This is a genomic window from Pseudoalteromonas sp. JC28 (assembly GCF_013319255.1).
GTDB lineage: Bacteria > Pseudomonadota > Gammaproteobacteria > Enterobacterales > Alteromonadaceae > Pseudoalteromonas.
In genome coordinates this window covers 105,740-131,204 of sequence record NZ_QOKX01000005.1, presented here as the reverse complement: position 1 = coordinate 131,204, position 25,465 = coordinate 105,740, and the positions used below count along the sequence as shown (strand labels likewise).

19 protein-coding genes are annotated in these 25,465 nt (G+C 42.6%); 9 read left to right on the top strand and 10 right to left on the bottom strand.

Features of this window, described 5'->3' with window-relative positions; translation table 11 throughout:
* Positions 1-32: 32 nt before the first annotated feature.
* From DS891_RS12445 to DS891_RS12425, 5 genes are all read right to left on the bottom strand, one after another.
* The gene (locus DS891_RS12445) at positions 33-482 is read right to left on the bottom strand and encodes a response regulator (RefSeq protein ID WP_010606594.1); all 450 of its coding nucleotides are present in this window, start codon (positions 480-482) and stop codon (positions 33-35) included.
* Positions 472-1,956 carry a sensor histidine kinase gene (locus DS891_RS12440; RefSeq protein WP_174169961.1) on the bottom strand — a complete coding sequence of 495 codons (1,485 nt, stop codon included), beginning with the start codon at positions 1,954-1,956 and terminating at the stop codon, positions 472-474. The genes DS891_RS12445 and DS891_RS12440 overlap by 11 nt, the downstream gene beginning before the upstream one ends.
* Complete coding sequence (locus tag DS891_RS12435) at positions 1,953-2,168, bottom strand: histidine kinase (RefSeq protein ID WP_010606592.1); 216 nt, start codon at positions 2,166-2,168, stop codon at positions 1,953-1,955. The genes DS891_RS12440 and DS891_RS12435 overlap by 4 nt, the downstream gene beginning before the upstream one ends.
* 14 nt (positions 2,169-2,182) lie before the next feature.
* The gene (locus tag DS891_RS12430; RefSeq protein ID WP_029215868.1) at positions 2,183-3,586 is read right to left on the bottom strand and encodes a sigma-54 dependent transcriptional regulator; all 1,404 of its coding nucleotides are present in this window, start codon (positions 3,584-3,586) and stop codon (positions 2,183-2,185) included.
* A gap of 80 nt (positions 3,587-3,666) precedes the next feature.
* A complete protein-coding gene (locus DS891_RS12425; protein ID WP_102057240.1) occupies positions 3,667-5,277 on the bottom strand; it encodes a diacylglycerol kinase family protein in 1,611 nt (536 codons plus the stop codon).
* A 360-nt stretch (positions 5,278-5,637) separates the two neighbouring features.
* Between DS891_RS12425 and DS891_RS12420 the strand changes: the two genes are divergently transcribed.
* Positions 5,638-5,877 carry a hypothetical protein gene (locus tag DS891_RS12420; RefSeq protein ID WP_102057241.1) on the top strand — a complete coding sequence of 80 codons (240 nt, stop codon included), beginning with the start codon at positions 5,638-5,640 and terminating at the stop codon, positions 5,875-5,877.
* A gap of 108 nt (positions 5,878-5,985) precedes the next feature.
* Positions 5,986-6,567, top strand: coding sequence for a DNA endonuclease SmrA (gene smrA, locus DS891_RS12415; protein WP_010606588.1), 582 nt, complete (start codon positions 5,986-5,988; stop codon positions 6,565-6,567).
* A 27-nt stretch (positions 6,568-6,594) separates the two neighbouring features.
* Here the strand turns inward: smrA and DS891_RS24730 are convergent, their stop codons facing one another.
* Both DS891_RS24730 and DS891_RS12410 read right to left on the bottom strand, forming a co-directional pair.
* Positions 6,595-6,729, bottom strand: coding sequence for a hypothetical protein (locus tag DS891_RS24730; RefSeq protein ID WP_010378895.1), 135 nt, complete (start codon positions 6,727-6,729; stop codon positions 6,595-6,597).
* A 136-nt stretch (positions 6,730-6,865) separates the two neighbouring features.
* Complete coding sequence (locus DS891_RS12410; protein ID WP_174169960.1) at positions 6,866-7,792, bottom strand: glyoxylate/hydroxypyruvate reductase A; 927 nt, start codon at positions 7,790-7,792, stop codon at positions 6,866-6,868.
* Positions 7,793-7,908: 116 nt separating this feature from the next.
* On the opposite strand from DS891_RS12410, the gene DS891_RS12405 reads away from it, so the two are divergent.
* The 6 genes from DS891_RS12405 (at position 7,909) to DS891_RS12380 (ending at position 15,207) form a co-directional block, all read left to right on the top strand.
* Positions 7,909-9,630, top strand: coding sequence for a lysophospholipid acyltransferase family protein (locus DS891_RS12405; protein ID WP_174169959.1), 1,722 nt, complete (start codon positions 7,909-7,911; stop codon positions 9,628-9,630).
* Positions 9,631-9,713: 83 nt separating this feature from the next.
* Positions 9,714-10,196: a TlpA disulfide reductase family protein gene (locus DS891_RS12400; RefSeq protein WP_174169958.1), complete on the top strand. Its 483-nt coding sequence runs from the start codon at positions 9,714-9,716 to the stop codon at positions 10,194-10,196.
* Between the two features lie 109 nt (positions 10,197-10,305).
* On the top strand, positions 10,306-12,369 hold the full coding sequence (locus DS891_RS12395) for a TonB-dependent siderophore receptor (RefSeq protein ID WP_174169957.1): 2,064 nt from the start codon (positions 10,306-10,308) through the stop codon (positions 12,367-12,369).
* 60 nt (positions 12,370-12,429) lie between these two features.
* Entirely contained in the window at positions 12,430-12,708 is a 279-nt protein-coding gene (locus DS891_RS12390; RefSeq protein WP_039496854.1) for a peptidylprolyl isomerase, read from the top strand.
* Between the two features lie 291 nt (positions 12,709-12,999).
* Positions 13,000-13,263: a GrxA family glutaredoxin gene (locus DS891_RS12385; RefSeq protein ID WP_010378880.1), complete on the top strand. Its 264-nt coding sequence runs from the start codon at positions 13,000-13,002 to the stop codon at positions 13,261-13,263.
* 129 nt (positions 13,264-13,392) lie between these two features.
* Positions 13,393-15,207 carry a DEAD/DEAH box helicase gene (locus DS891_RS12380; protein WP_174169956.1) on the top strand — a complete coding sequence of 605 codons (1,815 nt, stop codon included), beginning with the start codon at positions 13,393-13,395 and terminating at the stop codon, positions 15,205-15,207.
* A 67-nt stretch (positions 15,208-15,274) separates the two neighbouring features.
* Here the strand turns inward: DS891_RS12380 and DS891_RS12375 are convergent, their stop codons facing one another.
* Positions 15,275-16,105 (bottom strand): M90 family metallopeptidase, encoded by an 831-nt coding sequence (locus DS891_RS12375; RefSeq protein WP_174169955.1) that lies wholly within the window; start codon positions 16,103-16,105, stop codon positions 15,275-15,277.
* Between the two features lie 182 nt (positions 16,106-16,287).
* Here DS891_RS12375 and DS891_RS12370 point away from each other — a divergent pair, with 182 nt between their 5' ends.
* Entirely contained in the window at positions 16,288-18,624 is a 2,337-nt protein-coding gene (locus DS891_RS12370) for a helicase-related protein (protein ID WP_174169954.1), read from the top strand.
* A gap of 296 nt (positions 18,625-18,920) precedes the next feature.
* Here the strand turns inward: DS891_RS12370 and DS891_RS12365 are convergent, their stop codons facing one another.
* Together DS891_RS12365 and DS891_RS12360 are read right to left on the bottom strand one after the other, a co-directional pair.
* The gene (locus DS891_RS12365) at positions 18,921-21,836 is read right to left on the bottom strand and encodes a TonB-dependent siderophore receptor (protein ID WP_174169953.1); all 2,916 of its coding nucleotides are present in this window, start codon (positions 21,834-21,836) and stop codon (positions 18,921-18,923) included.
* 493 nt (positions 21,837-22,329) lie between these two features.
* Positions 22,330-25,197: a TonB-dependent receptor gene (locus tag DS891_RS12360; RefSeq protein ID WP_010606579.1), complete on the bottom strand. Its 2,868-nt coding sequence runs from the start codon at positions 25,195-25,197 to the stop codon at positions 22,330-22,332.
* Positions 25,198-25,465 lie beyond the last annotated feature (268 nt).

The following is a 25,465-nucleotide window of genomic DNA, read 5'->3' as shown; positions in this document are numbered from 1 at the left end:
AGGTAGCGCTTGCTTGCACAAGCGCGATAGGATTAGTTTGGCAGCTCTACTATTTCAATCCAGTACTTGCCTAAATGTTTCATCAAATCGACTAAGCCATCAAAATCAACAGGTTTAGTAATATAAGATGCAGCGCCTGAGTCATACCCTCTCAATTTGTCCTCTTCTTCCTTTGAGGTCGTTAAAATCACCACAGGAATAGAACGTAGTATCGGGTCTTTTTTGATTTCTTGTAGTGCTTCTCTACCATCCATTCTTGGCATATTCAGGTCAAGTAAAATAAGGTTAGGTCTTGGGTACTGTTGCTTATCAGTAAACTGGCCCTCATTTCTCAAGTATTCCAAAAGCTCAACCCCGTCTTTAACAAACTGAAACGCATTGAGTACTCGGCTCTCTTCTAGAGCATCTTGAGCCAATAAACGATCATCTTCGTCATCATCCGCCATCAAAATATGGATCGGCTGAGTTTTCTTATAGTTCATTCTTCAATTCCTGAATAATTGGTGTTGGTTCAGCGAGTAGTGTTATCGTGAATTTAGCACCTTTACCATCTTCACTGGTCGCTGAAATCGTTCCGCCGTGTCGCTCAACAATGCGTCTACACACGGTTAAACCAATGCCAGTACCAGCATATTTTTTTCTGTCATGCAGTCGTTGAAAAGGCGAGAATATTTTCTCAGCGTATTCAACGTCAAAGCCAACGCCATTATCTTCCACTACAAAGGTATAGGCATCTTGACTCATCAATTGACTGTTTTCAACCGCGATTGTAATAATCGGATCGCGCCCTTCTATTCTGAATTTAATTGCATTGGAAAGTAGATTTAAAAACAACTGATGTATTTGACTGGCATCACATTTTATTGTCGGTAACACGTCCGAGTTTACGCTCGCTCTACTGTCATGAACTGCTATTTCTAAATCATCCAACACAAACTGTAAAACTTGATTAAGATCCTGATCTTCAAAAGGCTTTGCTCTGGTGGTAACTCGGGATAACTCAAGCAAGTCAGTGATAAGCGTTGACATCCGTTGCGCGGCGCTCGTCATTCGAGCCAGATAATCTCTGCCCTTATCATCAAGGTGTTCGCCATAATTCTTTTCGATGCGATCGCCAAAAGCACGGATCTTTCTCAGCGGCTCTTGCAGGTCGTGAGAGGCAACAAATGCAAAGTCTTCTAGCTCACGGTTACTACGGTTTAACTCTTCAGCATAATGTTCTAACGCTTCGGTACGCGCTTGTACCTTTTCTTCCAGGTGATCGTTCGCTTTTTCTAACTCATTCTTTGCTTTCTTTGCGCTGCGTAGATTGACAACTAAAAGTACCAAAATGGCAAAAATCATCACGGCGCTCAGCAAAGTAAATACAACGATATTCATTTGTGCTTCTTTGCGGACGCGTTTTAACTGATTAAGCTGAATGGTTCGAATATCCACTTCTGCGGCCATGATTTGAGTAAACTCTTCCCGTAGGTCGCCACCAGAGTCCGCAGCTCGGTCAAGTAATAAGTTTTCATTACCTGTATCGGTGTTACGCGCAACGATTACCGTACTTTGTAAAGTTTTAAATCGCGCTTTTACACCTTCAACATAACGATTGATTTTTTGCTGCTGTACTTCACTTTCAGAGTGATTGCTATCAACCCTAGATAGACTTTCATCAAGGTTTTGCAACGCCTTTCTAAAAGGTGCCAAATCGCTTTCTTTATCTGAGATTAAAAATGCTCGTTGTCCAGCCTCTGCATTTAGCATCGCAATATGCAGCCTGTCCAATGACATCATCACTTCGCTGGTGTTACGGATACTCTCTTGAACTTGGTTTAATTCTTTAACATTGTTAAAACCGATTAGGGCATTGGACGCGACAAGGCCAACGCTCACAACCACCGCAAACCAAATAAAATTAAGCTTACTACTCAAATTCATAAAGTAATTCGACTTTGTTTCATTGTTCACTCATCATTTCCTTGCTCCACCAGCGTTTGTAACAACTCGCTGCACTCTTTGGTTGCCTTAATAATCGTATTCGCTATCTCGATCACCTGTTGCTGAGAACCAGGCTGTTCAGCAATAAGCTTAATCAACTCTGAGTTCATTGAAATTTGATTCAAAGGTTTGCGTGCATCGTGTACTAGCTTCGCGAGCTCACCTTGATCATGTTGTGTCATTGTTCCTCCCGAAATTATGACTGTGTTTCTCCCTCATAGGCGTTTAAACGGTTGTAGAGCGTTTTTGTACTGATCCCAAGCATTCGCGCGGCCAGCGTCTTATTACCTTCTACTGATTCTAACGTTTGATAGATCAATTCTCTTTCTACTTCTTCAATCGTTTTACCAGGCTTCATTTCAGGCGTTGGTACTTGAATCGCATTTGCTCTGCTTGAAGTCCCCACCTGTGGTGGAATTGGAGTACGATTAAGCTGCGCATGCTCCATCATACGTTTAGCCTGTGCGAATGGTGAAGCGAAGTTCGCATCAAATACTAAGCTATGGTCATCGTGATCTGCCATAATATAGGCACGATGAATTGTGTGCTTGAGTTCACGCACGTTACCAGGCCAGTCATATTCAACCAAACGGCTCATATCCGCCGCCTTGATCACATATTGGCTATTACCTTTTTTATTCAAGCCTTGGAGAAAATGCTCGGCAAGCAATGGAATGTCTTCTTTTCTCTCTCTCAGCGGTGGAATATGGATTGGAAATACCGCCAATCGGAAATAAATGTCTTCTCGCAGTACATCATTGGTAGCAATATCTTCAACGCTACGGTTAGTCGCTGATATTACCCGACAGTTTACTTTTATCGGCTTTGTGCCACCGACCCGTGTCACCGTATGCGTTTCAAGTACACGTAACAAGTTTGGCTGTTGCTCTATTGGCATTTCGGTTAATTCATCTAAAAACAAAGTGCCATTTTCTGCTTGTTCAAATACTCCAACTTTTTGAGCATTTGCTCCCGTAAACGCGCCTTTTTCGTGACCGAATAGTTCGCTACCGATCAAGTCTTTCGGAATTGCACCACAGTTTACGTTAACCAAGTCCCCTGTCACTGTGCTGGCATTGTGAATTGCGCGGGCAAACATTTCTTTACCTACACCGCTTTCCCCCATCAACATCACATTAGCATCAGTACCCGCAACGCGCTCTATCATCTTATATAGATGTTTCATTTTGGCAGACTCGCCCAGCAACACACCAAAATGTGCTTGACTCTCGGTTCGCTTGGCTTTGTTCTTAGAAGGGCTTAATGCGTTTCTAAAATCGTCTGCATCAACTGGTTTAGTGAGATAATTTAACCCATCATGACAAAGCTGCGACAATGCTGATTTTACTGATGGATGTCCCGTAACCATAGTTATTGGTGTACGGATCCCTGCAGCTCTGATTTCATCAACCAAATGTAAACCACTGCCATCTGGCAGCATAAAATCAAGAAAGATATGATCAAAACTTTGTGTTTCTAGCCATTGTCTGGCCGACGCTAAGTCATTCGCTAAACACGCGTCATGGCCTAAGTATTCGACAATGCGACAGGCCAGCTCTGCAAAATCATGATCATCATCTACTAATAAAACGGTTTTCAATTGAGTCCCTCTCTCAATACTCCAATAGTGTTTCCACTTTTGATTTTTATCTCGCACACTAATGAATGGCCGCAAAATACCTAATTCGGAACCATTACGTTCAGCGCGTGTTTCTGGATCACTATCTCAATACTTTTTGCACTAAGCACTTCACCATCTAGTGCAAAGTGTTGTTCTTGTTCAAATTCTATGTTTATCTTTTCGCACTGCTCGGTGCGAATATTAGAAGGTTTGCCGTCCAATTTAGGTAAAATAAGTTCGGCTACCGTGAGATTCTGCGCACCATCCGGCTCAACCGGTAAAATCGTAATATCTAGTTTGCCATCGTCATAGATTGGCTCTCCATGACCTTGAGCAAGAATTGTGGTTTTTGGTGCTGCATTCGCTACAACCAGACTAACACATTCTATTTGAGATTGCTCAGCGCCATCAAAGCTCACTTTAAAATTAAGAGGCTTATTCTCACTTACCGCCTGCCAAAGGCCTCGAATATAGGCTAATTGCCCCGAGTTATTCTTTTCTTCACGCCCAGCCTTTTCGATCATTTCCTGACCAAAGCCAACGGCTGCTGCTAAAAGCGCGGTGCGGCCATTACAGTTCATTATATCAATAGGCTTAGTTTTACCCGCTAAAATTGCTTCACAGGCACGGTTAATGGGATCTATTTTGGACAGTGAACCAAGTAACACGGTCGCTAAGGAATTGGCAGTACCTAAAGGCAATATACCAAACTGTACATCACTTTGATGAACACCATGAGCAACACTTGCTAATGTACCATCACCGCCTCCTGCGATGATAATATTTGGCTGTTTATCAGACATGATTTGTTTAGCCAAAGCCGCGACATCTGTCTCTTTCTCTGTAAAGTGAATGGATAAGTTATATTTTTCCGTCAGCATACCCACAATGTCGTTTTCATAGGTAAACCATTTACCCGATCCTGATACAGGGTTAATGACTAATGCCGCCTGCTCACTATGGGTAAAATTTTGACTGTGATGTAGCTTTGTCAGCCCTTTTAGCTGATGCTTGTTTAACCTTGCTGTTTCACGGCGGTTTTGAATTTTTTCAAGTGCTTCACGGACGGTATAATCGGGGTTGGTTGCAAGTAAATAAGCGGTACAAAAGAACACTGAGCGTCCTCGACCTAACGCACAATGCACCACAACCTTTCGCTTTAATTCGTGCTGCGCCGCTATCCATGCCATGCCATGCGCTAACTGCTCTGAGGTAGGCGCTTGATGATCTAACACTGGAATATTGAGGTAGTGTAAGCCTTGCTGTTCTGCTGACCAGTTTAACCCATCAAACTCCGCAGTTACGTCTAAAATGGCTTCAATCCCTTCCGCCTTAAGCATATCCACATCGCTTGGAAATAACCGACAAGCAACAAATAAATCATCGGTAAGCGGCTGAAATGCATCAACAACATCTCTACCTCTTTCAATTGCATTGTATAAATGTACACAGCCTAAATAAGGCCAAAATAGCCAAGTTATATACCAAGGAATTTTGCCTGTACCGTGCTTTCTAAATATGTGCGGATAGTTGGTTGCATAAGCAAAAGTAACTAAAGAAATAGAGACGGTAAACCACGCAAGCGGCAACATTAGCCAAGATCCAATACTGTGGATCGTGAGTGCGGCTAAACAGAGACTTGCAAACAGGTAGTACTTGAGCATTTTCATTGCCTTTCCTTAATTATTTTTGTCGCCTACGGCTTTTTATTATCGCCTTATGCGGAACTCTCTTAGGTTTGTACATATGTAACTAAGTATAGGTATGCATTTCTTAATCTGCGCTGATTCATCAACTTGTTTATGATAATCATGAAGATACTTAACTATAGCTGAGACTATTCACAAAGAAATAAAAAGTGCGTCTGGGTATTTGTAACGACTTATGCAAGTGCTGCTACATAAGTATTCAGCCACCATTAATCCATTAAAATTTCTAATGTGAAAATCATAAAATTTATCAGTTGAATGAAGCATAAATGATCACCATAATGGCGATCCTTTAAACGCATTTGGAGAACCAAACAGACAATGGCAAACGAGCTCGACTGGCTACTTAACTTAATATTACTTACTTTAGGTTTTGGTGCCTTTTTTATTAACCATAAAATGCTACTAAGAATAGCTGCTGTGTGCGCATGTGGCGTACTTTTTATCTCGTTTAGCCTTGATCTGATGAACACCAGTGTAATTTCTAACCTTAGCTTGATTTTGATAAATACTTTTTATCTATTCAAAGTCTATACCTTTGGTCAGCTGGAAGTTCACTAGTTCTTTGCAGTAACTCGTTCATAGCGACTAGTTCCCAGCGACTAGTTCCCTATTTCACTTCGGTGCGCTAAAATCATGGCCATCATTGCTTGTTAATGGAGAAGCAGTATGGCCATGACTGATGAAGAGCTATTTTTAGCTTCAATGGGCGACGTCACTCCGCTCGCCCAAGACAAAAAAGCAGAATTACGCCGTCACAAAAACGAACCTACTATTTCGCAACTCGCAAAACGCGAGGCCGCCGAGCAAGAACTTGAGTTTGATCCTAATTACTTATCTACAGAGTACGTCGATCTATTAGATCCACACGATCTACTCGCCTATAAAAAAAGTGGCGTCCAAGATGGTGTATACAAAAATCTCAGATTAGGTAAATACCAAGTTGATGCTACCTTAGACTTACATGGCAAACCCTTTCATGATGCCCGTAAAGCCTTGTTTGACTTTGTTACCGATTGCCATGCGAAAAGCATCCGAGTGTTGTTATTAAGACATGGTATCGGTTTAAACAGTAAACCCTTTCCCGCTGTATTGAAAAGCTATACAAATAAATGGCTGCAAGAAATGCCGCAAGTGTTGGCATTTCACTCTGCATTAAAATGCCATGGTGGTAGCGGCTCTACTTACGTACTACTAAGAAAGAGTGAAGAGAAAAAACAAGAGAATAGAGAGCGTCACGCTAAACGCTAAAAAACAAAAAGCCGAGTAAAACTCGGCTTATTTGCTATTTGCGGTGGGTGTCGTCCCCTGAAGTTCACTTGCACTAGCTTGATTAAACCAAGCTGATACACCTAACAAAATAACCGAAACCACAACAAGTGATAATTTCGCGCCACCTTGACTTTGCTTCATGGGTTAGACCTTTTTATTATTGTTTTTTTGTTAAATTAATGCATCATTCATAAACACTCAAGATGTTTTTTTATACAGTAGTTTATTCTATTCTCTTTACACTCTGCTCTGTGGCTAATTACAATCATTTAATCAATTAGTAACCCTGTTTTTTCTGGACTGAGTGAACGAGTGCTTTGCCCTCCTGCATCGCTAAATAGTTGTTAGCAATTTGCTGAGCAGCCGTATTCAAACTGGTTAATGCGGCAACATGTGGAGTAATACTAATGTTTGGCTGCTGCCAAAAAGCATGTGATGCAGGGAGTGGCTCAGTGTCAAACACGTCTAAAATAGCCCCGCCAAACGTCTCAGCTGCTAATGCATTGAGTAAATCCGCCTCGTTAAGATGACCTCCTCTTGCAACATTGATGAGTACGCAATGATCTGGCGCGAGTGCAAATAGCTGGGCGTTCAATATCCCTTTTGTTCGTTCAGTCAATGGCAGAAGGCACACAAGATAATCGATGTCCGAAAGAAAAACAGCTAGCTCATCTTGCCCACTGAAGTGCTCAATATTGTCGAGTTGTTTTGCAGAGCCGGACCAACCTTTGATGTTAAATCCATTTACGTGTAGCTTGTGCGCGACCGCAAGGCCAAGTTGCCCCATCCCCATAATACCAACCGTGCGACCTGCTCTTGCGCGCCTTGGCTTCCATATTTGCTGAGATTGATTGTGCCCGTACTCTCTAACTCTAAGCTTATGACTTAATAGTTGGCCTAATACATATTCAGCCATATCATTCGCTAAATTTGGGTCAACGATACGCGCAACTTCCACATGTGGTGGTAATAGCTGCATCGGAATACTATCAACACCGGCACCGTAAGAATGCACAACTTTTAAATTAGGAAGCTGTGACCATAACGTCTCTGGCGCATTCCATGCCAGCACAAACTCGACCTCCTTTAATAAGCTAACATCATCAACGGGCCATTCAAGCAAGGTTTGCTGCGGCAGCAGCGCTGCTAGCTTAGCAACTAACTTGTCATTATTACGACCAGTAACACAAATAAGTAAAGCCATATCGTTCCTTTATTTTCGCTACACGCTATCACTGCAAAATAAATGACATACCAATGCAACATGCTTGTCATTAATAGTTTTTACTCTTGCAAAAAAGCGCCAACAGGTGATGAAAAATGATCAGTGTAGATAAAGTCATTGAAGCAAATCTTCCACAACTTGAAAACTCCCCAAAGGTAAAAGGTTTAGTAAAAAAAGGACTTGGTTATCTCTTGCATGAGCAAGAGTTTGTCGCGTTTGCTGACACCTACCCCCATTTGCAGGGGCTCGAGTTTGTTGAACAGGTGCTCGATGAGTTAGATTTTGACGCTCGCTTTAAACCAAAGCAAATAGAGCATATCCCAAGCGAAGGTCCGGTGGTGATCGTCGCAAACCACCCTATTGGCTCTTTAGATGCACTGGCACTAATCAAAGTGCTGGCGCAAGTACGGCCTGACTTAAAGGTTGTTGCTAACCGGATGTTGATGTCGGTTACACCAATGCATCCACTATTACTGCCTGTTGATAACCTCTCAGGGACCAGTAAAAAGCAAGAGCTGGCAAACATTCACAAGCATTTAAAATCTGAGGGGGCGCTACTTATCTTCCCAGCAGGTGAAGTTTCTCGCTTAAGCCCAACCGGAATTAAAGACTGCAAATGGAACTCTGGCTTTTTAAGAATGGCTAAAAAAGCCAACTGCCCCATTCTACCCATTTTTATCAAAGCGAAAAACAGTCCGCTCTTTTACGGCACCAGTATGATTTATAAGCCTTTAGCCAGTTTATTATTGGTCAAAGAGATGTTTAAACAAAGGCAAAAGTCGCTAGAATTTGAAATAGGCGCCAGCATTCCTCCAGAATCTTATCTTATTGATAACCTTAAAGACAAAGAGATAGTCGCGCTTATTCGCAAGCAACTTTATCGCCTTGCCAGTAAAAAGCCACTGCCACTCAAAACACAAACCCCCATTGCAGTTCCAGAAAATCGCAAAGAACTTAAAAAGGCAGTGGAAGCGTGCGAATGTATCGGTGAAACACCCGATGGCATGCAAATATACGTTTACCAATACACCGGCAGCTCGGTGATATTTAGAGAGCTTGGACGCCTTAGAGAAATTGCCTTTAGGGCCGTGGGAGAAGGGAGTGGTAATCGTCGTGATATCGATAAATACGATATGCACTACCACCATTTGTTGTTATGGGACACGAAACAGCTTGAGTTGGTGGGCGCCTACCGCCTTGCAAGTGCCAAGCAAGTGATTGAAGAACAAGGGCAAGCCGGGCTTTATACCGACAGTTTGTTTTCGTACAGTGAAGCCATGGCCCCATACTTCGAAAAAGGCCTCGAACTTGGTCGCAGCTTTGTGCAGCCCAAGTACTGGGGTCGCAAGAGCCTAGATTACCTGTGGTATGGGATCGGTGCATTCGTAAAGCGCTACCCAGAACACCGTTATATGTTTGGTGCAGTCAGCCTCTCAAACGCGTTACCGGATGAAGCAAAAGCCATGTTGGTTTATCACTACCAACATTACTTTTCAAACCTTGCAGGTATCGCCACGCCGAACAACGAAATGAAGCTAAGTAATGATCAGCTTAACCGTTATCAACACATGTTCAGTGGCGATGACATCAAAGAAGATTTCGCAGAGCTCAAACATATTCTTGCTAATATGGGTGCTCAAGTACCAACCTTATTTAAACAGTATACTGAGCTTTGCGAAGAGCAAGGCGTGAACTTTCTGAGCTTTAGTATAGATCCCGACTTTAATAACTGTATCGATGGTCTGGTACTCGTTGACTTAGCGAAATTAAAAGAGCAAAAAGCGAAACGCTACCTAGGCGACAACCCCTACGGTTAAGCTCAAATACATTGATCCGCTGCAATAAAGATCGCTACACTGCGGTCTTTATTGTTGCCTATTGTTATCACGGGATCATTAGTATGTTCAAGCTACTTGGCCAAGCTGCCATCATTGTGCTGGTGTTTTTCGCCGTTTCAGCCTATCAAGAAAGAAACATGCTTGTCGACTCGGGAGAGCAAACGGCGCCGCCATTTCACCTACCCATTTTACAATCCAAGCAAACTTATTCGTCTATTCAGCTTAAAGGTCAACAAAGTGTCGTGTATTTTTTTGCGCCTTGGTGCGGCGTATGTCGAGTGAGCATGCCAAATATTGATAAACTACATCAGCAAGGTAAAGTCAAAGCAGTGGCGATTGCGTTGGATTATCGTTCCACCGAAGAAGTAACAAAGTTTGTCAGCGATCTACAATTAGACATGCCCGTATTGCTCGGTAATCAGAGCACGGCACAAGCGTATAAAGTGCAGGCTTACCCTACATATTATGTACTTGATGAAGACTTCAAAATAACTGAGCGCTCTGTTGGTTACTCATCCGAGATAGGGATCAGAGCGAGATTGTAAAAAACCTCAGTAAACCGCTTACAGTTAATTACGACTCTCTGAAATTAATCAACAATTATTTCGTTTAGGCTGACGCACATCTTAATAAAGGATGAATAGGAAGCCGACCATGCGCCACGCCCCACACTTTACGCTCAGCAAAATTTCACTCCTCGTGCTCTGCACTACCCTTACTAATCATGCATTAGCCGATGAGAAGAAAATTGAACACATCGAAGTTATCTATAAACGCAGCTCAGTTATTTCAGAAATTACCGAAGATGCGCAAAAACTCGTAGACATGCCAGGAGCCATGGGCGACCCGCTCAGGGCTGCTTTTGCTCTACCTGGCGTTGTTGCTGCGGGTGGATCTATGGGCGCACCTGCCGTGCGAGGCTCTTCTCCTGACGACAATATCTTTGAAGTGGACTTTATGCCCGCAGGATATATCTTTCACGATTTCGGCAGCTCTATTTTCAACCGCAATACAATTCAAGATTTTCAGCTAAATTCTGCTGGATTTGGTACCAGTTACAGCAATGCCACTGGTGCAGTGTTTGACGTCACGCTGCGTAATCCAAAATACCAAGATATTGCCACCACACTTGATTTAACCATGTTTAACGCAGGTATTTTTGTTGAAGGTAAAGCAACTGAAAATTCTGCATTCTATGTGTCAGCAAGAAAAAGTACCTTACCGCTGTTTTTCAGTGATGGCGAGGAGCTTGAGGATGATGATGGCAAGCCAACAGGGATCACCATTAACGATCCACCGGATGATCACGACTATCAAGCCAAGTGGCTGTGGGATATCAATGCAAATAATACCTTAACGGTAAATATCAATGGCGCGGAGGATTCGGTTGCGGCTGGGTTTTCAGGTGCGTCAGATCTTGCTCTTAAAACTCCAGAATATCAGGGCGATGCTCGCTATATTCGTAAATTTAATAGTCAGAACATTTTGTGGGACCACTACGCCAAAGACTTACATATTCGCGCAGGCGTCGGTTATCTCAATCACCAAGCCACCATGCGCTACGGTCAACGCGCGACTTTATCTGATGGCTACTTTGAGAATTTTGAAGAAGAACAACTCAGTTACAAAGTACGAGCCAGTTATAAGCTAAATAAAGAGCAACGTGTCATTGCAGATGCCGGCTACTACGACAAAAAATCCACCTACCGCTACGACGCTTTTAATTATGTTTGCACTGAGTTTGACCCCGACTGTGATCTAAATAAAGGTGAAAGGATTAAGGGCACATCGAGTGCTGGAACAGATTCTGCCTTTATTGGGGTTAATCACGTTTGGCAATTTTCACCAAACTGGCAAAGTGAACTAGGAATAGTGGGTGAATATTATGACTACAATGATGAGACGATTGTCCATCCACGCCTTGCGCTCAATTACTTCTATAACGATGACACAGTGATCTCAGCTAAGGCTGGCACTTACAGCCGCATTCAAGACCTTGAATACATTTTACCTGTTGTTGGTAACCCGGAACTTGAAGCACAGCGTTCAACTCACTATACCTTAGGTTTTAAGCAGGAGTTGAAAAATGAGTGGTCATATTCCGTCGAGACCTATTATAAAACCATGGATGATCTGCCAAAAAGCGCCCCCTTATCTCAAGTAAACTACATCAATGGGACTTCCGGTACAGCCTACGGTGTTGATTTTATTGTTAACAAAAACAAAACCGATGACTGGTATGGCTGGATTGCAGTAAGCCTTGCAAAAAGTGAGCGTGAGGATGAGCTAACCGGTATTAAGCGTGACTATTATGCCGATACCCCTTTTATTCTGAATGCCGTGTTTCACTATGACTTTGGTGAAAAGTGGTCTGGAGGCTTTAACTTTACCGCTCGCAGCGGTCAAGCCTACACCCCAATTGTGGGTGTAAAAGAGAACCCTGAATTTGCAAACCGCTACTTGCCTGTGTATGGCGACCCATTCTCAGAGCGCTTTGATACTTATCATCGCCTAGATATTCGCTTTGAACGCAAAACAGAATTATTTGGTCTCGATGGCAAGCTAATTTTGGAGCTAATGAATGCATATGGCCAAGACAATACAGCCTATGTTGACCTTGACTACGATAGGGTCAAATCAATCAATGATTTATATATAGAAGAGGAAAGCGATGACTTTGAAATGCGTCCTTCTATTGGCTTCAGCGTAACATTTTAACTTGCCATAGGCGCGCAAGCTCTGCATGATCGCATTTATTTTTATAATGAGAGTCCCTTCATGCCTAAAGCGTGCGCCTATCATATTTTAGTAAAAACCGAAAAAGAGTGTTTAGACATCAAAGCCAAACTAGCCAAAGGTGCTGACTTTGGCAAATTGGCTAAACAATATTCCCTTTGTCCTTCAAAAAAGCGCGGTGGCGACCTTGGTGAGTTCAATAAAGGGGATATGGTGAAGGCCTTTGACGATGTGGTATTCAAAAAGCCGTTATTTGAAGTGCACGGCCCTGTGAAAACCAAGTTCGGCTTCCACTTGATCAAAACCGTCTATCGGAGTTAATCGCTTTTTTGGATTAATCTCATCATTTTAATTCAATTTACCTTCATGATTAATCCTCTATACTGAAGTTAATCATTTAACCTGAGGTTTGGATAAGGAATAAGCCAACTCATTGTTTTTAAGCTCACATTAAATTATTTCCTTATCTAGCCAGAGAGTTTTGGAGATAAGCAGGCGAATTTACGCACCAATAGCTGGCTATTGGAAGTGAATTCAACGCAGTTAGCGCTAAAACTGGCTGCTAGAAAGGCATTAATTATCCGAAGTTCAGGTTCATTTAGGAGAAAGAATATGTTTACTGTTATTTTTGGTCGTGAAGGTTGCCCGTTTTGTGTTCGTGCAAAAGAAGTGGCTGAGCGTTTAACGCAAGAGCGCGATGACTTCAATTTTCGCTATGTTGACATTATCAAGGAAGGCGTAAGCAAAGCCGATCTTGAAAAGTCAGCGGGTAAACCTTGCCCTACCGTACCACAGATTTTTATCGACCAAGATCACATTGGCGGCTTTACTGAATTTGAAGCCTATGCAAAAGCAAATTTAGGCCTTTACCAGTAAATTAGCAAAATCACATAGATTAAATTTTAACCAATATCAGGCATATATAAAATAGTGTGATTTTATGCAAGCTTTTATTTTATCTTTCCTGTACAATGCGCGCCTCTTTAAAATAGTTGAGGCGCATTAATGTCAGAACCAGTTACGTTTGAATCTTTAGACCTTTCTCCTGCAATCTTAAAAGCAGTCGAAGAGCTGGGATATAAAACACCTTCTGAGATCCAAGCTCAATGTATACCGTTATTGCTAGAAAGAAAAGACGTACTGGGACTAGCGCAGACGGGTACAGGTAAAACGGCAGCATTTGCACTGCCATTGTTAAACCAAATAGACGCATCCGTTAAACAACCGCAAATTCTTGTGCTTACGCCAACGCGTGAGCTAGCTATTCAAGTTGCTGAAGCATTTCAGCAATATGCTAAATATACTAAAGGCGTTGAAGTACTAGCGCTTTATGGTGGTCAAAGCTATGGCATTCAGCTAAGTGCTCTACGCCGTGGTGCCCAAATTATTGTGGCGACACCAGGTCGTTTGATTGATCACATCAACCGCAAGACGATTGACCTTTCTGGTCTAAACGCACTTGTACTTGATGAAGCTGATGAAATGCTACGCATGGGCTTTATCGATGATGTTGAAAGCATCATGGAGAAAACACCGGAAGAGAAGCAAACTTGTTTGTTCTCTGCGACTATGCCTAAGCAGATCCAATCAATCTGTAATAAATATTTAGACAATGCTGAACAAGTTAAGATCACTCCGCGTAACTCTACAGTATCTACGATCGAGCAAGTTTACTGGCGTGCAACTGCACACAAAAACAAAGCTATCGTACGTTTCTTAGAAGCGGAAGATTACGACGGTGCTATCGTGTTCGTACGTACACGTAATGACACTGTTCAGCTTGCAGAGCTACTAGAACGTGAAGGCTTCTCAGCTGCACCGCTCAACGGCGACATGAACCAACAGGCGCGTGAGCGCACAGTAGACCGTCTTAAGAACGGCTTGCTAGATATCGTTATCGCAACCGACGTTGCAGCACGTGGTCTTGACGTAGAACGTCTAAGCCTTGTTGTTAACTACGATATCCCACAAGACTGTGAAGCTTATGTTCACCGTATCGGTCGTACCGGCCGTGCTGGTCGTCAAGGTAAAGCAATCTTGTTCGTTAAGAACAACGAGCGTTATTTACTTAAGAACATCATGCGCCATACGCGCTCTGATATTGCACAGGTTGAATTACCAAGTGCGAAAGTCGTTGAAGAAAAGCGTATTGGTGCATTAGAGACTAAGATCTCTACAGCGCTTGAGCACAAAGACATTGAGTTCTTCTCAAAAGTCGCATCAGGCCTTGCACAAAAGCTAGAACTGAGCCAAGAAGACTTAGCAGCAGCGCTATTGTGTCTTGCACAGCAGCAAACGCCGCTGAAAGTTGAAGATATTCAAATTCAACAGCGTGAGCGTAGAGAACGTGACGACCGTCGTGGCGAGCGTCGCGACAGAGATGGTAGCCGTGGTGAACGTGGTGAACGCAAATCTCGTAGCCGTGACCGTGCATCAGGTCCAATGGATACTTACCGTATCGAAGTAGGTCGTGATCATGGTGTTCAGGTTAAGAACATCGTTGGTGCTATCGCAAACGAAGCAGATATCTCAAGCAAATTCATCGGTGAGATCCGTCTGTTCAATGAACACAGCACGGTTCAATTGCCGCAAAATATGCCAAGTGATGTACTTAGCCACTTCAAGAGCGTCCACATCTGTCAACGCCCTATGAACATGACTAAGAGCACTCACCCTGCCGACCAAGGTCAAGGCAGAGGCGAAGAGCAAAGAGATCGTAAGCGTAGCTTTAAAGACCCACGTAGTGGCGGTGGTGATAAACGCCGTCCTGAAGGTCAAAGAAGAGAAAAACGCGAAAGAAAAGAAATTAGCTTTTCTTAATCGAAGCTCTTAAGAAAAAGCCGCTCAACCGAGCGGTTTTTTTATTTTAGCTAGCGTCAGTTATGCTTTAATGTTGTTGCCAATCTCTTGGTTCAAACTGATAGTAGTCTTTTAACAAATTATATAGTTCTGGGTTTTCCTGTTTGAGTTCATGGGGCTTTTCAATAAAGGTTTCTGTTACCACGGCGAAAAACTCCGCTTCGTTTGTTGCGCCGTATGAATGAATAGCATGGGGCATATTGTAAGACAGCTGCATTTTTAAGTGCTGGTAAGCCTTTGATAGCACCCTCCCCCAGTCTTGGTAACTCATTCCTACAGGTAACGCAGGCGTTCCATTCGTCGCACCAGTTTGTTGGTCAAGTTGATGGGCAAACTCATGAAACACCAAGTTGTGGCCATCCTCAGGCAATCGATTTCCCTCAAGTACATCGTGCCAACTCAGCACTAAAGTACCTCCAGGCCAAGACTCTCCTTGACGAACTGTTTGGTGAAAACTAACCAAACCTGCACCATCTCTAGAGGTTTGTGGCGCGTAATAGCTACTGGGATAGAGTAATATTTCTTTGACGTTGGGATATAACGGCCAAGCTTGCTTAAGAACCAGTAAACAGGCATCTGCGGCAATAATTAAAGTCATCGGCCGTGACACCGTTAACCCATCTCTACCCAACACCCGTTTCTCGCCAAGAAACCATACAATATGTTTTTCCAGCTGTGCGCGGTCAACATCTGTCATCTTACGATAGATAGGCATGTATTTTAGCAATACTTGCTTATCTGAGGCGCTCAGCGTTTGATCTTGGTATTTACTTTGCCACTGCAGTCTTTGAATTTTTTCCCAGTTCCAATACAGAGAAACAAATAGAATAAGGCCGATAATAAGCACTATTTCTATCATGGCTTTTGGCCTTTATAAAATAACCTAAACTAGGAATAATGTTAGAAGGCGTATTTTATATCAGTTCCCTAACTTCTTATTCCGAGTTCAGGTTGAATAATCCGTCAAATATTAATTGGTACTGACTCCGACTTTTTCAAGCAAACTTTGTTACTATGGCGAAAAAATGCAAATGAACTGCTATGTCTTTACCCATTGAATCTTTACAGCCTCAGTTTACTCAAACACTAAGCGAACAAAATGCGATTGTTGTATGTGCCACAACAGGTTCTGGCAAATCAACCCAACTTCCGCTCTGGGCCTCACAACATGGCAGAGTATTAGTCATTGAGCCTCGGCGTATTGCTTGTACCTCTTTAGCTGAATATGTCGCGGCTCAAAGTGGCTCACCGCTTGGCGAAAAGGTGGGCTTTGCTATTCGGTTTGAGGGGAAGTTTTCACCAGACACTCAGGTAGTTTATGCAACGCCTGGTGTGGCATTAAGGTGGTTTTTTGAGAGCAAACTTGCAGAATTCAGCGTCGTTATGTTGGATGAGTTTCATGAAAGACGCTGGGACATGGACTTATTATTAGCGCTCTTAAAGCAGGCTCAATCACACAAACTAATTGTTACCTCGGCGACGTTAAACAGCCAAAAATTAGCCTCTTATTTAGGCGCCCCTATCTTCGAGTCAGAAGGATTCATTTACCCCGTTGAAGAGTGTTTTCACGCGCCCGATCCAAGAACTATGCCCCAAAAAGAGCAACTCGATACTCGAGTTTTTGCAGCTTGCCAATACGCATTGGAACATTGCCAGGGCGATATTTTGGTCTTTTTACCTGGCAAGGCCGAGATCCAAGCAAGCTTAGCTAAAGTAAAAGCGCTGCCAGCGACTATCGTTGGTTTATATAGTGGCTGCAGCCCAGAAGCTCAGCGCATTGCATTAACCGCACAAAGTACACGTCGAATTATTCTCGCAACCAATGTTGCCGAGACCTCGCTCACTATTCCCAATGTCACTTGCGTGATTGACTCAGGGCTTGAGCGTCGTACTCATTTGCGCCTTGGAAAAACCGTATTAGGCTTAGATGCGATTGCAAGAGATTCGGCAAAGCAACGTCTAGGACGCGCAGGACGCACGCAACCGGGACTATGTATCCGGTTATATGGCCAATACGCGCCATTGATAGACAGCACCCCGCCTGAGATCCAAAGAGAATCATTGGCAGAGCTTGTACTTGCGGCGGGCTGCGCAACAACGGGCATTTCGTCTATTGATTTTATCGACCCACTCCCAGAAAGCTCACTAAATAAAGCTAAACAACAGCTAATTACATTAGAAGCCATTGACGAACAAAATATAGCAACTCCGCTTGGCAAGCTGCTGTACCCGCTGCCCGTCGATTTTGAGTTTGGTTATGTGATCCATAAATTGGCTTCAAACACGCTACGCCAAGCGGCTATTGACCTTATTTCGCTACTGTCTGTGCCAGCCCGAGTCTACCAGCTACCTAATGATGTAGAGCGTTTAACAAGATTAAATAGCCGATTTACTCGAGGCTCAGATATAGAAATCGCTATCGCGGTGGTGAGAGGACAAACTGAAGAATTAATTGATATTACGCCTGAGGCGCTCACAGAAGCACAGCAATTTAGCACGCAATTGCGTGAAGCATTTGCACTACCGCCTTTAGATAAGGCAGCCAGTTTTGACCATGACAAACTGGTCATTGAGTTAGCTAAGCTAATGCCACACTGGGTTTATATTAATAAGCAAAACCGTCGCAACGGCTTTAACAATGGCCTAGCTGAAGTCATGCCTTCAAACCATACTCGCGTACCGGAACAGGCAGAAGCATTACTGGTATTAGATACTTTTTCTCTCGCAGGTAAAGGTACCAAACAAGCCAAGACGCTCGCGATGTGTAATGCGCTACTAACGAAAAAGCAATTACTTGAAATGGGCCTCGGCAACCAAACATTGCGCTCTGCCCATATTGATAATGGTGAGCTTTGGGGTGAGTTTATTACACATTACAGTGACGAGGTTTTAGGCCAACAAACTAAGCGCCTTGAAAAGCCTAAGGATGTTGTTTATGCCTTAGTATTTCTTATCCATAATAATACGCTCTTTTCAGGTTTGGCCAAGCAAATAGAAGCCAGTATTGAGCAAACTGCATTGTTCTACCAATTTCATGAGCGCGATGAACTTGTGCCCACACTCAACTCCTTTTTAAGTGACAAGCTAACGGCCCTTGGTATAGAAAGCTATGACGATATAGAACTAATCAGCGAACAAGACTTGTTATTCAAAGAAATTGAAGCGTGGGAATTAACACCGTTTATTGAAAAGTTTCCGCTAACCTGGTCAATTCCAGAGCTGACTATGGCGGTAAGCTATAACTTTAAAGGAAAAAGAATCGAGCTTACTCATATCAACGGTACAAGGAAAGGCGCACCAAAGAGGTGGGAATTGCCAGCCTGGAGTGGTTTTAAAATACGCTATCGTAAAGCGAGTAGAGTAGTCGATGTGACTTAACTTAACCTGAACTCGGGATAGTAACTTGTTCTTTAGCAGCTGTTATCCCTTACTACTGCGTTAAATTTGCTTGCTATAGGCCAGCTATTGACGCACAAATTTGCCTTGTATTAAGAAATAACTTCTGGCTAGAGTGATATTACGCTTTTGACCTTAGGTATTTTAGTTTAATAACTAACTTCTTATCCCAAGTTCAGGTTAACTTATTTTTGTCCAACCTCCACAATATTATGGTTGGGATACTGAAATAAAAAAGGGCTAACCGAAGTTAGCCCTTTTTGTATGTTAATTCATTTTTAGAATCGGATATTAAGACCAACGTTTAGACGACGGCCGTAAACATCAAAGAACTCACCTTCATCATATGTTCCTGGATTTCTCGGTGGTGTAATATCAAATAGGTTAGCTACACCAGCACGGACCTCAATCATTTCATTAACTGTATAGCGAGCATTCAATGTCCACTCAGTATATGAAGGAACGTCATTGTAGTTATTGACTTCAGCAGTCCACTTTCTATCGTTTACTGTCGAATGACGATACTTACCAATTAGACCAACATACAAATCATCGTATGTGTAGCCAATCGTCAAGTTACCTTGCCAGCGAGGGTATCTAACTTCGCCAACTGTTGGGTTAAATTCATACTCTTCGTTCGCAACGTCAGTGTTAAACTCGCGGTGCTCTAAGTATGTAGCAAGTAGACGGAAATCAAATGAACCAAACTCAGTCTCATACTTATATGTTGACTCGATATCAACACCTTTAAGTGCATAAGACGCTAAGTTATATGGTGCATTACGTACAATTGAGATCTCTTTGGTCGCTGGGTCACGGTCTACTAACTCGCAAGATGTGTTATCAAGGCTCGATGCCTCGTAACAATCGTTTACCACACGCTGCGCACCTAGAGATGCAATAGCGTCTTCTACATCGAAGCTCCAGTAATCAACAATTAACGTTAAGTCTTCTGTCGGTGTATAGATAAAACCAAACAATGTATCGTCAGAAGTCTCTTCTTTTAGATTTGGATTACCAGAATTCACACTTGGAGGTGTAACACCACGCCAATCAACAGATGGTCTCCAATTTGACTCTAAAGGACCTGGGTTAGGGATACCCGCGGCTTTACAGTTTGCGATAATATTCGATTTCTTTTCAGCATCAGCGGTTGCAATTTCAACTTGGTCACATGGATCTCTATACGGAGCAAATGACTGAGTACCCGCTGCATGAATTTGTGATAATGAAGGAGCACGAACTGACTGCGATTTAGTCGCACGGAAACGTAACTGGTCATTTACCGCATAGTTGAAACCAACCTTCCAAGCAACATTATCACCAACAGACGAGTAGTCCATGTAACGAGCTGCAAGCTCTAGGCTCAACGACTCAACAAATGGCGCGTCTGCTAGTAGAGGGATTGAAGTCTCTAGACCAATCTCATCAACCGTGAAAGATCCTTCCCAGCCATATACAAAGTTACCAAATACTAGGTTATTTTGCATCGCAGCTCCTGGTTTGTTAGAACCAGTTTCTTTCCTGTGCTCTGCACTAAGTGCAAACGATACGCCACCGGCTGGCATTTCGAACGCATAGCCAGATAGTACACCACCGATAATTTGCTGTTGTTTCACTTTCGAGATTGAAGCCGATGTAGTCACATAATCCATCGCTTCTTGAGAAGCACCGTTTAAGCCAAACAGACTAAGCGGTTGACAGCCATCCAACGCACCTAAAAGTTCACCTTCTTCATTACGGTTAGCACAACGAACAACACCATCAATCAACACAGCATCGATCGCGTTATTGTAATTTTCTTCTAGGAATTCACCATTCCAAACTGTGTCGTTTTTATTACGACCATAGCTGAAATAGACTTCATAATCATAGTCATCTAGCAAAACACCTTGGAAAGAAAGCGTCGTGTTTAATGAAGTACGATCATCTTCATAAGTACGGTTACCAAAGCCCTGAGCTAGTTTATAGACTCCGATTGTGTCGTCATCTTCGTAGCCTGCCTCTGCAAACTGTGCTTTTGCATCTGGGTGCCAAAATGCGTTATCCGCACGTAGGGTACTATATAAGAAAATTGGACTACTTTCAGAATACGCACTCGCCTTAGAGAATGAGATCTCGAAGTTCATTGAGTGGTCTTCATGGTAGTTATTTACAACATTTGAAAATACGTTGAAACGTCTAAGTGGCGTTGCCAAATATTGGTGTTCAATAAATTTATAACCATTAGCAAATTCATCACCGAAATAACGGTGTTGATCGTTAGGAGCTGGCTGTGGACCTCCACCTGTCGCAAATGGAGTTAGCTCCCCGTTGTCACCAAATACAAAGTGACCATCAGGTAGAAAAGCATCACCAGCACGGTCATAAATACCTAAAGTTTGAAGTCCACCGTATTGCGCCCATTTACCATCGGCAAGTACACGCTCTGGCAAGCCATCTTTGTCACTTGTGTTGTCTGGGTTACGTAAAGTCGTTACTGGGTTACGTAAAAAGTCACGCTGTTCTGCTGACAATTGCTCTGTTTCTGAGTATGACAAACTTGTAATAAAGCTTGTTTTCTCACCCTCATCACCAAAAGTGAATGAGAAGAATTCTGAGCCACCGCCACTTTGTTCTGGAGTAGATTTTTTATAGTTAAAATCGATTGTATCTTGAGACTTCTTCAAAATGATGTTTACAACACCTGCAACCGCATCAGAACCGTATACTGCTGATGCACCGCCGTGTACAACATCCATACGTTCGATCATTTCTGTTGGGATACCATTTAAGTCTACAGCAGGGTTATCTACAGAAGCACCAACATAACGACGACCATTTACAAGTACAAGTGTGCGACCCTCGCCCAACTGGCGTAAGTCAGTGGTATTAATACCCGCACCGAAGATAGAGTTTGTAGTAGTTGTTGGAGATGAACCAACACCTGAAGCTGGAAGTTTTTGAAGAAGGTCTGCAACGTTAGTAATACCTGCGTTTACTAACTCAACACCTGTAATAGAAGTAACTGGAGTAGGTGCAACTTCTGAAAAACGCTTGATACGCGAACCAGTTACTTGGATGCGCTCAACGCTCTCGCCTTCTTCGGCTTGCTGTTCTTCAGCTGAAACAGCTGTACTGGCGAATGCTGCTGTTGATGCAGCTCCGAAAGCTAATGCTAAGCGAACAGCTTTGCTTACTTTATTATTAAACATGATTGATCCCTGATTTTATTTTTATATATACAAAAACCATATGAAAACAATAATTTAATATTAATCAAATCCTGTTTCCAAAGTTGGTCGATTTATCGTATCGAAGGTTATACTACTTTTAGTACCAACATAGGGTCAACAATCATTTCATAAAATAAACGTAAAACACCACTACTTTAACATAAAATATCAAATTTATCCTTATAACTCATGAAGTTATAAAATTAAAAATAAGTTCACTTTTTTTACCCATTTTGTTATTCATCGCAAACTTTCCTTCTTTGCGCAACAATATGGGGACAAAAATCGCACTAGACCATCAAGTGTTGCTATGTATCAGTTGTTCATTGTAAGCATCACTGTGTAAAAGCAATCAATACGCTGTTGGAGTTGTTAAGGAAAAGTGTTTAGTGAGATCGGACTCGGACTTATTTTTGAGACAAAAAGTCGGCCTCGATTTGAGGCCGACTTGAGTCGAAATGCTAAACTTTGTTTAGAACTTTTGAGTTACACCCAAGAAGAACTGACGGCCGAATAGCTTGAAGTTACTTTCATCAGTGTTCGCATTGAACGCTGTTTCAATATAAGGAGGTAGCTCGTCCGTTAGGTTACGAATACCGGCTTGCACCGTTGTGTTCGTGTCAAATGAGTATTGTGCTGTTAAATCGTGATACACATATGAATCAACTTTAGCAACTAAACCTGCTAGTGAATCGTAATTATCACGCTTAATGTAAGTTAGATCACCGTACTCAAGACCAGACTGATAGTTTGCAGCCCACACAACACGTAGGTTGTCTAGGTCATAACGTAGATTGAATAAGATTTTGTCTTCAAAGTAAGACGTGTCATCTTCAAATCTGCCAACGAGATCTTCAACGATAAATGTACCTGTTTCACCATCAAAGTTTTCTTCTCCACGCTCTAAGAAGTGAGTCCATGATACGCTAGCAACAAATGCACCGAAGTCTGTGTCAAATGAATAATTCACATCAAGGTCGATACCGCGAGCAGTCATACTTTGTAAGTTTGTAGTGCGGCTGTCTACACGGTCAACTGAACCATCAAAGCCACGTGAGATTTTTGCACACATATCTTCGATAAGACCAGCATAACAACCCTGCAGAATATCATCAGTTGCTAGAGAACCAATTTTACCCTCAATGTTGATATCCCAGTAATCAATAGTGACACCTAAGTTTTCAACAAAATCAGGAGCCCACACAAAACCAATAGTGAATGTTTCGCCTTCTTCAGATTGAACACCTGTGTTGCCACCTAAACGTGTACGAACTTGCGCGTCAGCACTGTTGTGACCGCCTGCTGGAGCCCCCATTTCAAGACATTTAGCCTGACCGGCTGCAGATAAACCACCAATGTTTGCCGCAGAACACGGATCTGAAGCGCTTTCAAATGAATCAAGCTCTGGCGAATACAAATCGCTTAGCGTTGGTTCACGGTATACTTCGGAATAGTTTGCACGGAACTTTAAGCCATCAAAAATGTTTGACTCAATTTTAGCCATCCAAGAGAAGTTTGAACCAGTTGTGCTAAAGTCGTCATAACGTGCACCTAGCGTTAAATCTGCAGATTCAACACCTAAATCACGAACAAGTGGGATCAAGAACTCAGCCGATGCAGCTGTGTAGTTCTTAGATAGACCTGTTAGTGGCTTACTGGTGTTACCAGTCACTGAATCAAAGAACTTACCAGAATCATTTACTTGTTCAAACTCAGTGGTGTAATACTCAAGGCCAAATGCACTTGAAACATAACCTGCTGGGACTTCAAATAGCTCACCAAACACGTCAACACGAACTTGGTGGAATGAATCATTATAGTGATCGCCTAGTGGAGCAGTAATGTAGTCAAGCATCTCTTGCGTCACAGTTCCTGGGCCACCAAATACATTTAACGATACACAATCAGAAATAGGTGCGTCAGGCGTACCACATACCACATTGCCAGCGTCATCTTTGAATGATGGGCCTAAAGCTTTTGCTAGGTGTGGACCGTATAGCTGACCAAAGTCAGTATCTTGAAGGCTATTTGCACCATAGTTGTAGTAAGCATCGAACTGCCAGTTATCGTTAATTGCGCCCTTTAGACCTGCAACTTGTTGGAAACGAACATAATCTTGTTCAAAGTAACGACCACCCTCTAGCATACGACGACGAGAGCGATAAACATCTTCACCGAATGGGTTATAGTAGTTATCAGCTGACACACCGTTAGCCGTCGAACCATTTGACAGTGTAACTACATAGCCTGGGTCATAGGCTGTGTCGAAAGGTACAGCCGCAAGTTCCTGTTTTGAGGTACGCTTATTGATGCGTGTTTCTGTATATACAACAAGGTCATCGTTTAACTCAAATGAAGTATCAACAAAGAAGTTAACGACTTCAAAAGGTGTTTGCATTAAGTTTACTGGGTTGTAGTTGTAAGTATCGTTTACTTCACCACCGCCAACAAATGGACGCATGTCGCTTAGAGAAGGCTTACCGTCACCACCACTTGGGCATTTGTCGTTGGTAAAGTTACCTTTACCTTCAACGTAGAAATTACCACAAGGAGTAGAACCAGACCCTAAAATGAATACGTTCGCATTGTCACCATCTGGAATTAAACCGTTCTCGTAAAAGCTCTTAGCACCTTCTTCTGAGAGCACCTGCCAAGGGTATTGGAAGAAGTTAACATCTTTCACATCACCCTGATAGATTGGATCCTGCTTGGTATAATCGAAACCTACTGTGATATGACCTGCATCGAACTCTTTACCACCAACTAGTTGGAAGCTTTGCTCTTTACCACCACTAAACATGTCATACCAAGACGTTGTTGCTTTAACTTCAACACCAGTAAGTTCTTTTTTGGTGATGATGTTTACAACACCAGCCATTGCTGACGAGCCATACGCAACCGAAGCACCATCTTTTAGAATTTCGATACGGTCGATCATCGCAGCAGGAATATTCTGGAAGTCTGCACTTACAGGCTTGCGACCATTGATAAGTACTAGCGTACGCTCTGAACCTAAACCACGTAGTTCTACAAATACACCACCACTACCGCCGTTGTTACGCGTTGTTGTTGCTGGTGATCCAGACATAACTGGGTTTGATTGAACAAATTCACCAACGTTACTGATACCCATATCGCCAAGCGCTTCGCCGCCGATAACAGTAATTGGGGCAGTAGATTCAAGGTCGGTGCGCTTTAAGCGAGAACCTGTAACTTCAATACGCTCAACGCTTTTCGCGCCTTCTTCTTCTGCAACTACATTGGTTGCAAACACGGCAGCGCTAGCGCCACCAAACGCGATCGCTAAGCGAATCGCCTTAGTTAACTTATTGTTTAGCATGTGAATCACCCTGGATTGTTTTATTGTAAACAGCTTGTATTAATTATTATTTTGTCGCCTTGTTAATTTCTAAATTGGCAACATTAGGGGCAAGATATTAAACAAACACCCGAGTAATGATCAAGGTTAATTATACCATTTTTTGCAATTACCAATTGCGGGCACAAACAAACCACAACATAAGATACTGAATTAAAACAATAAAACCACATAACCGTGAGCTTGATAAAAATAAAAATCCACAAAAACGGGACTAAATATGAAAATA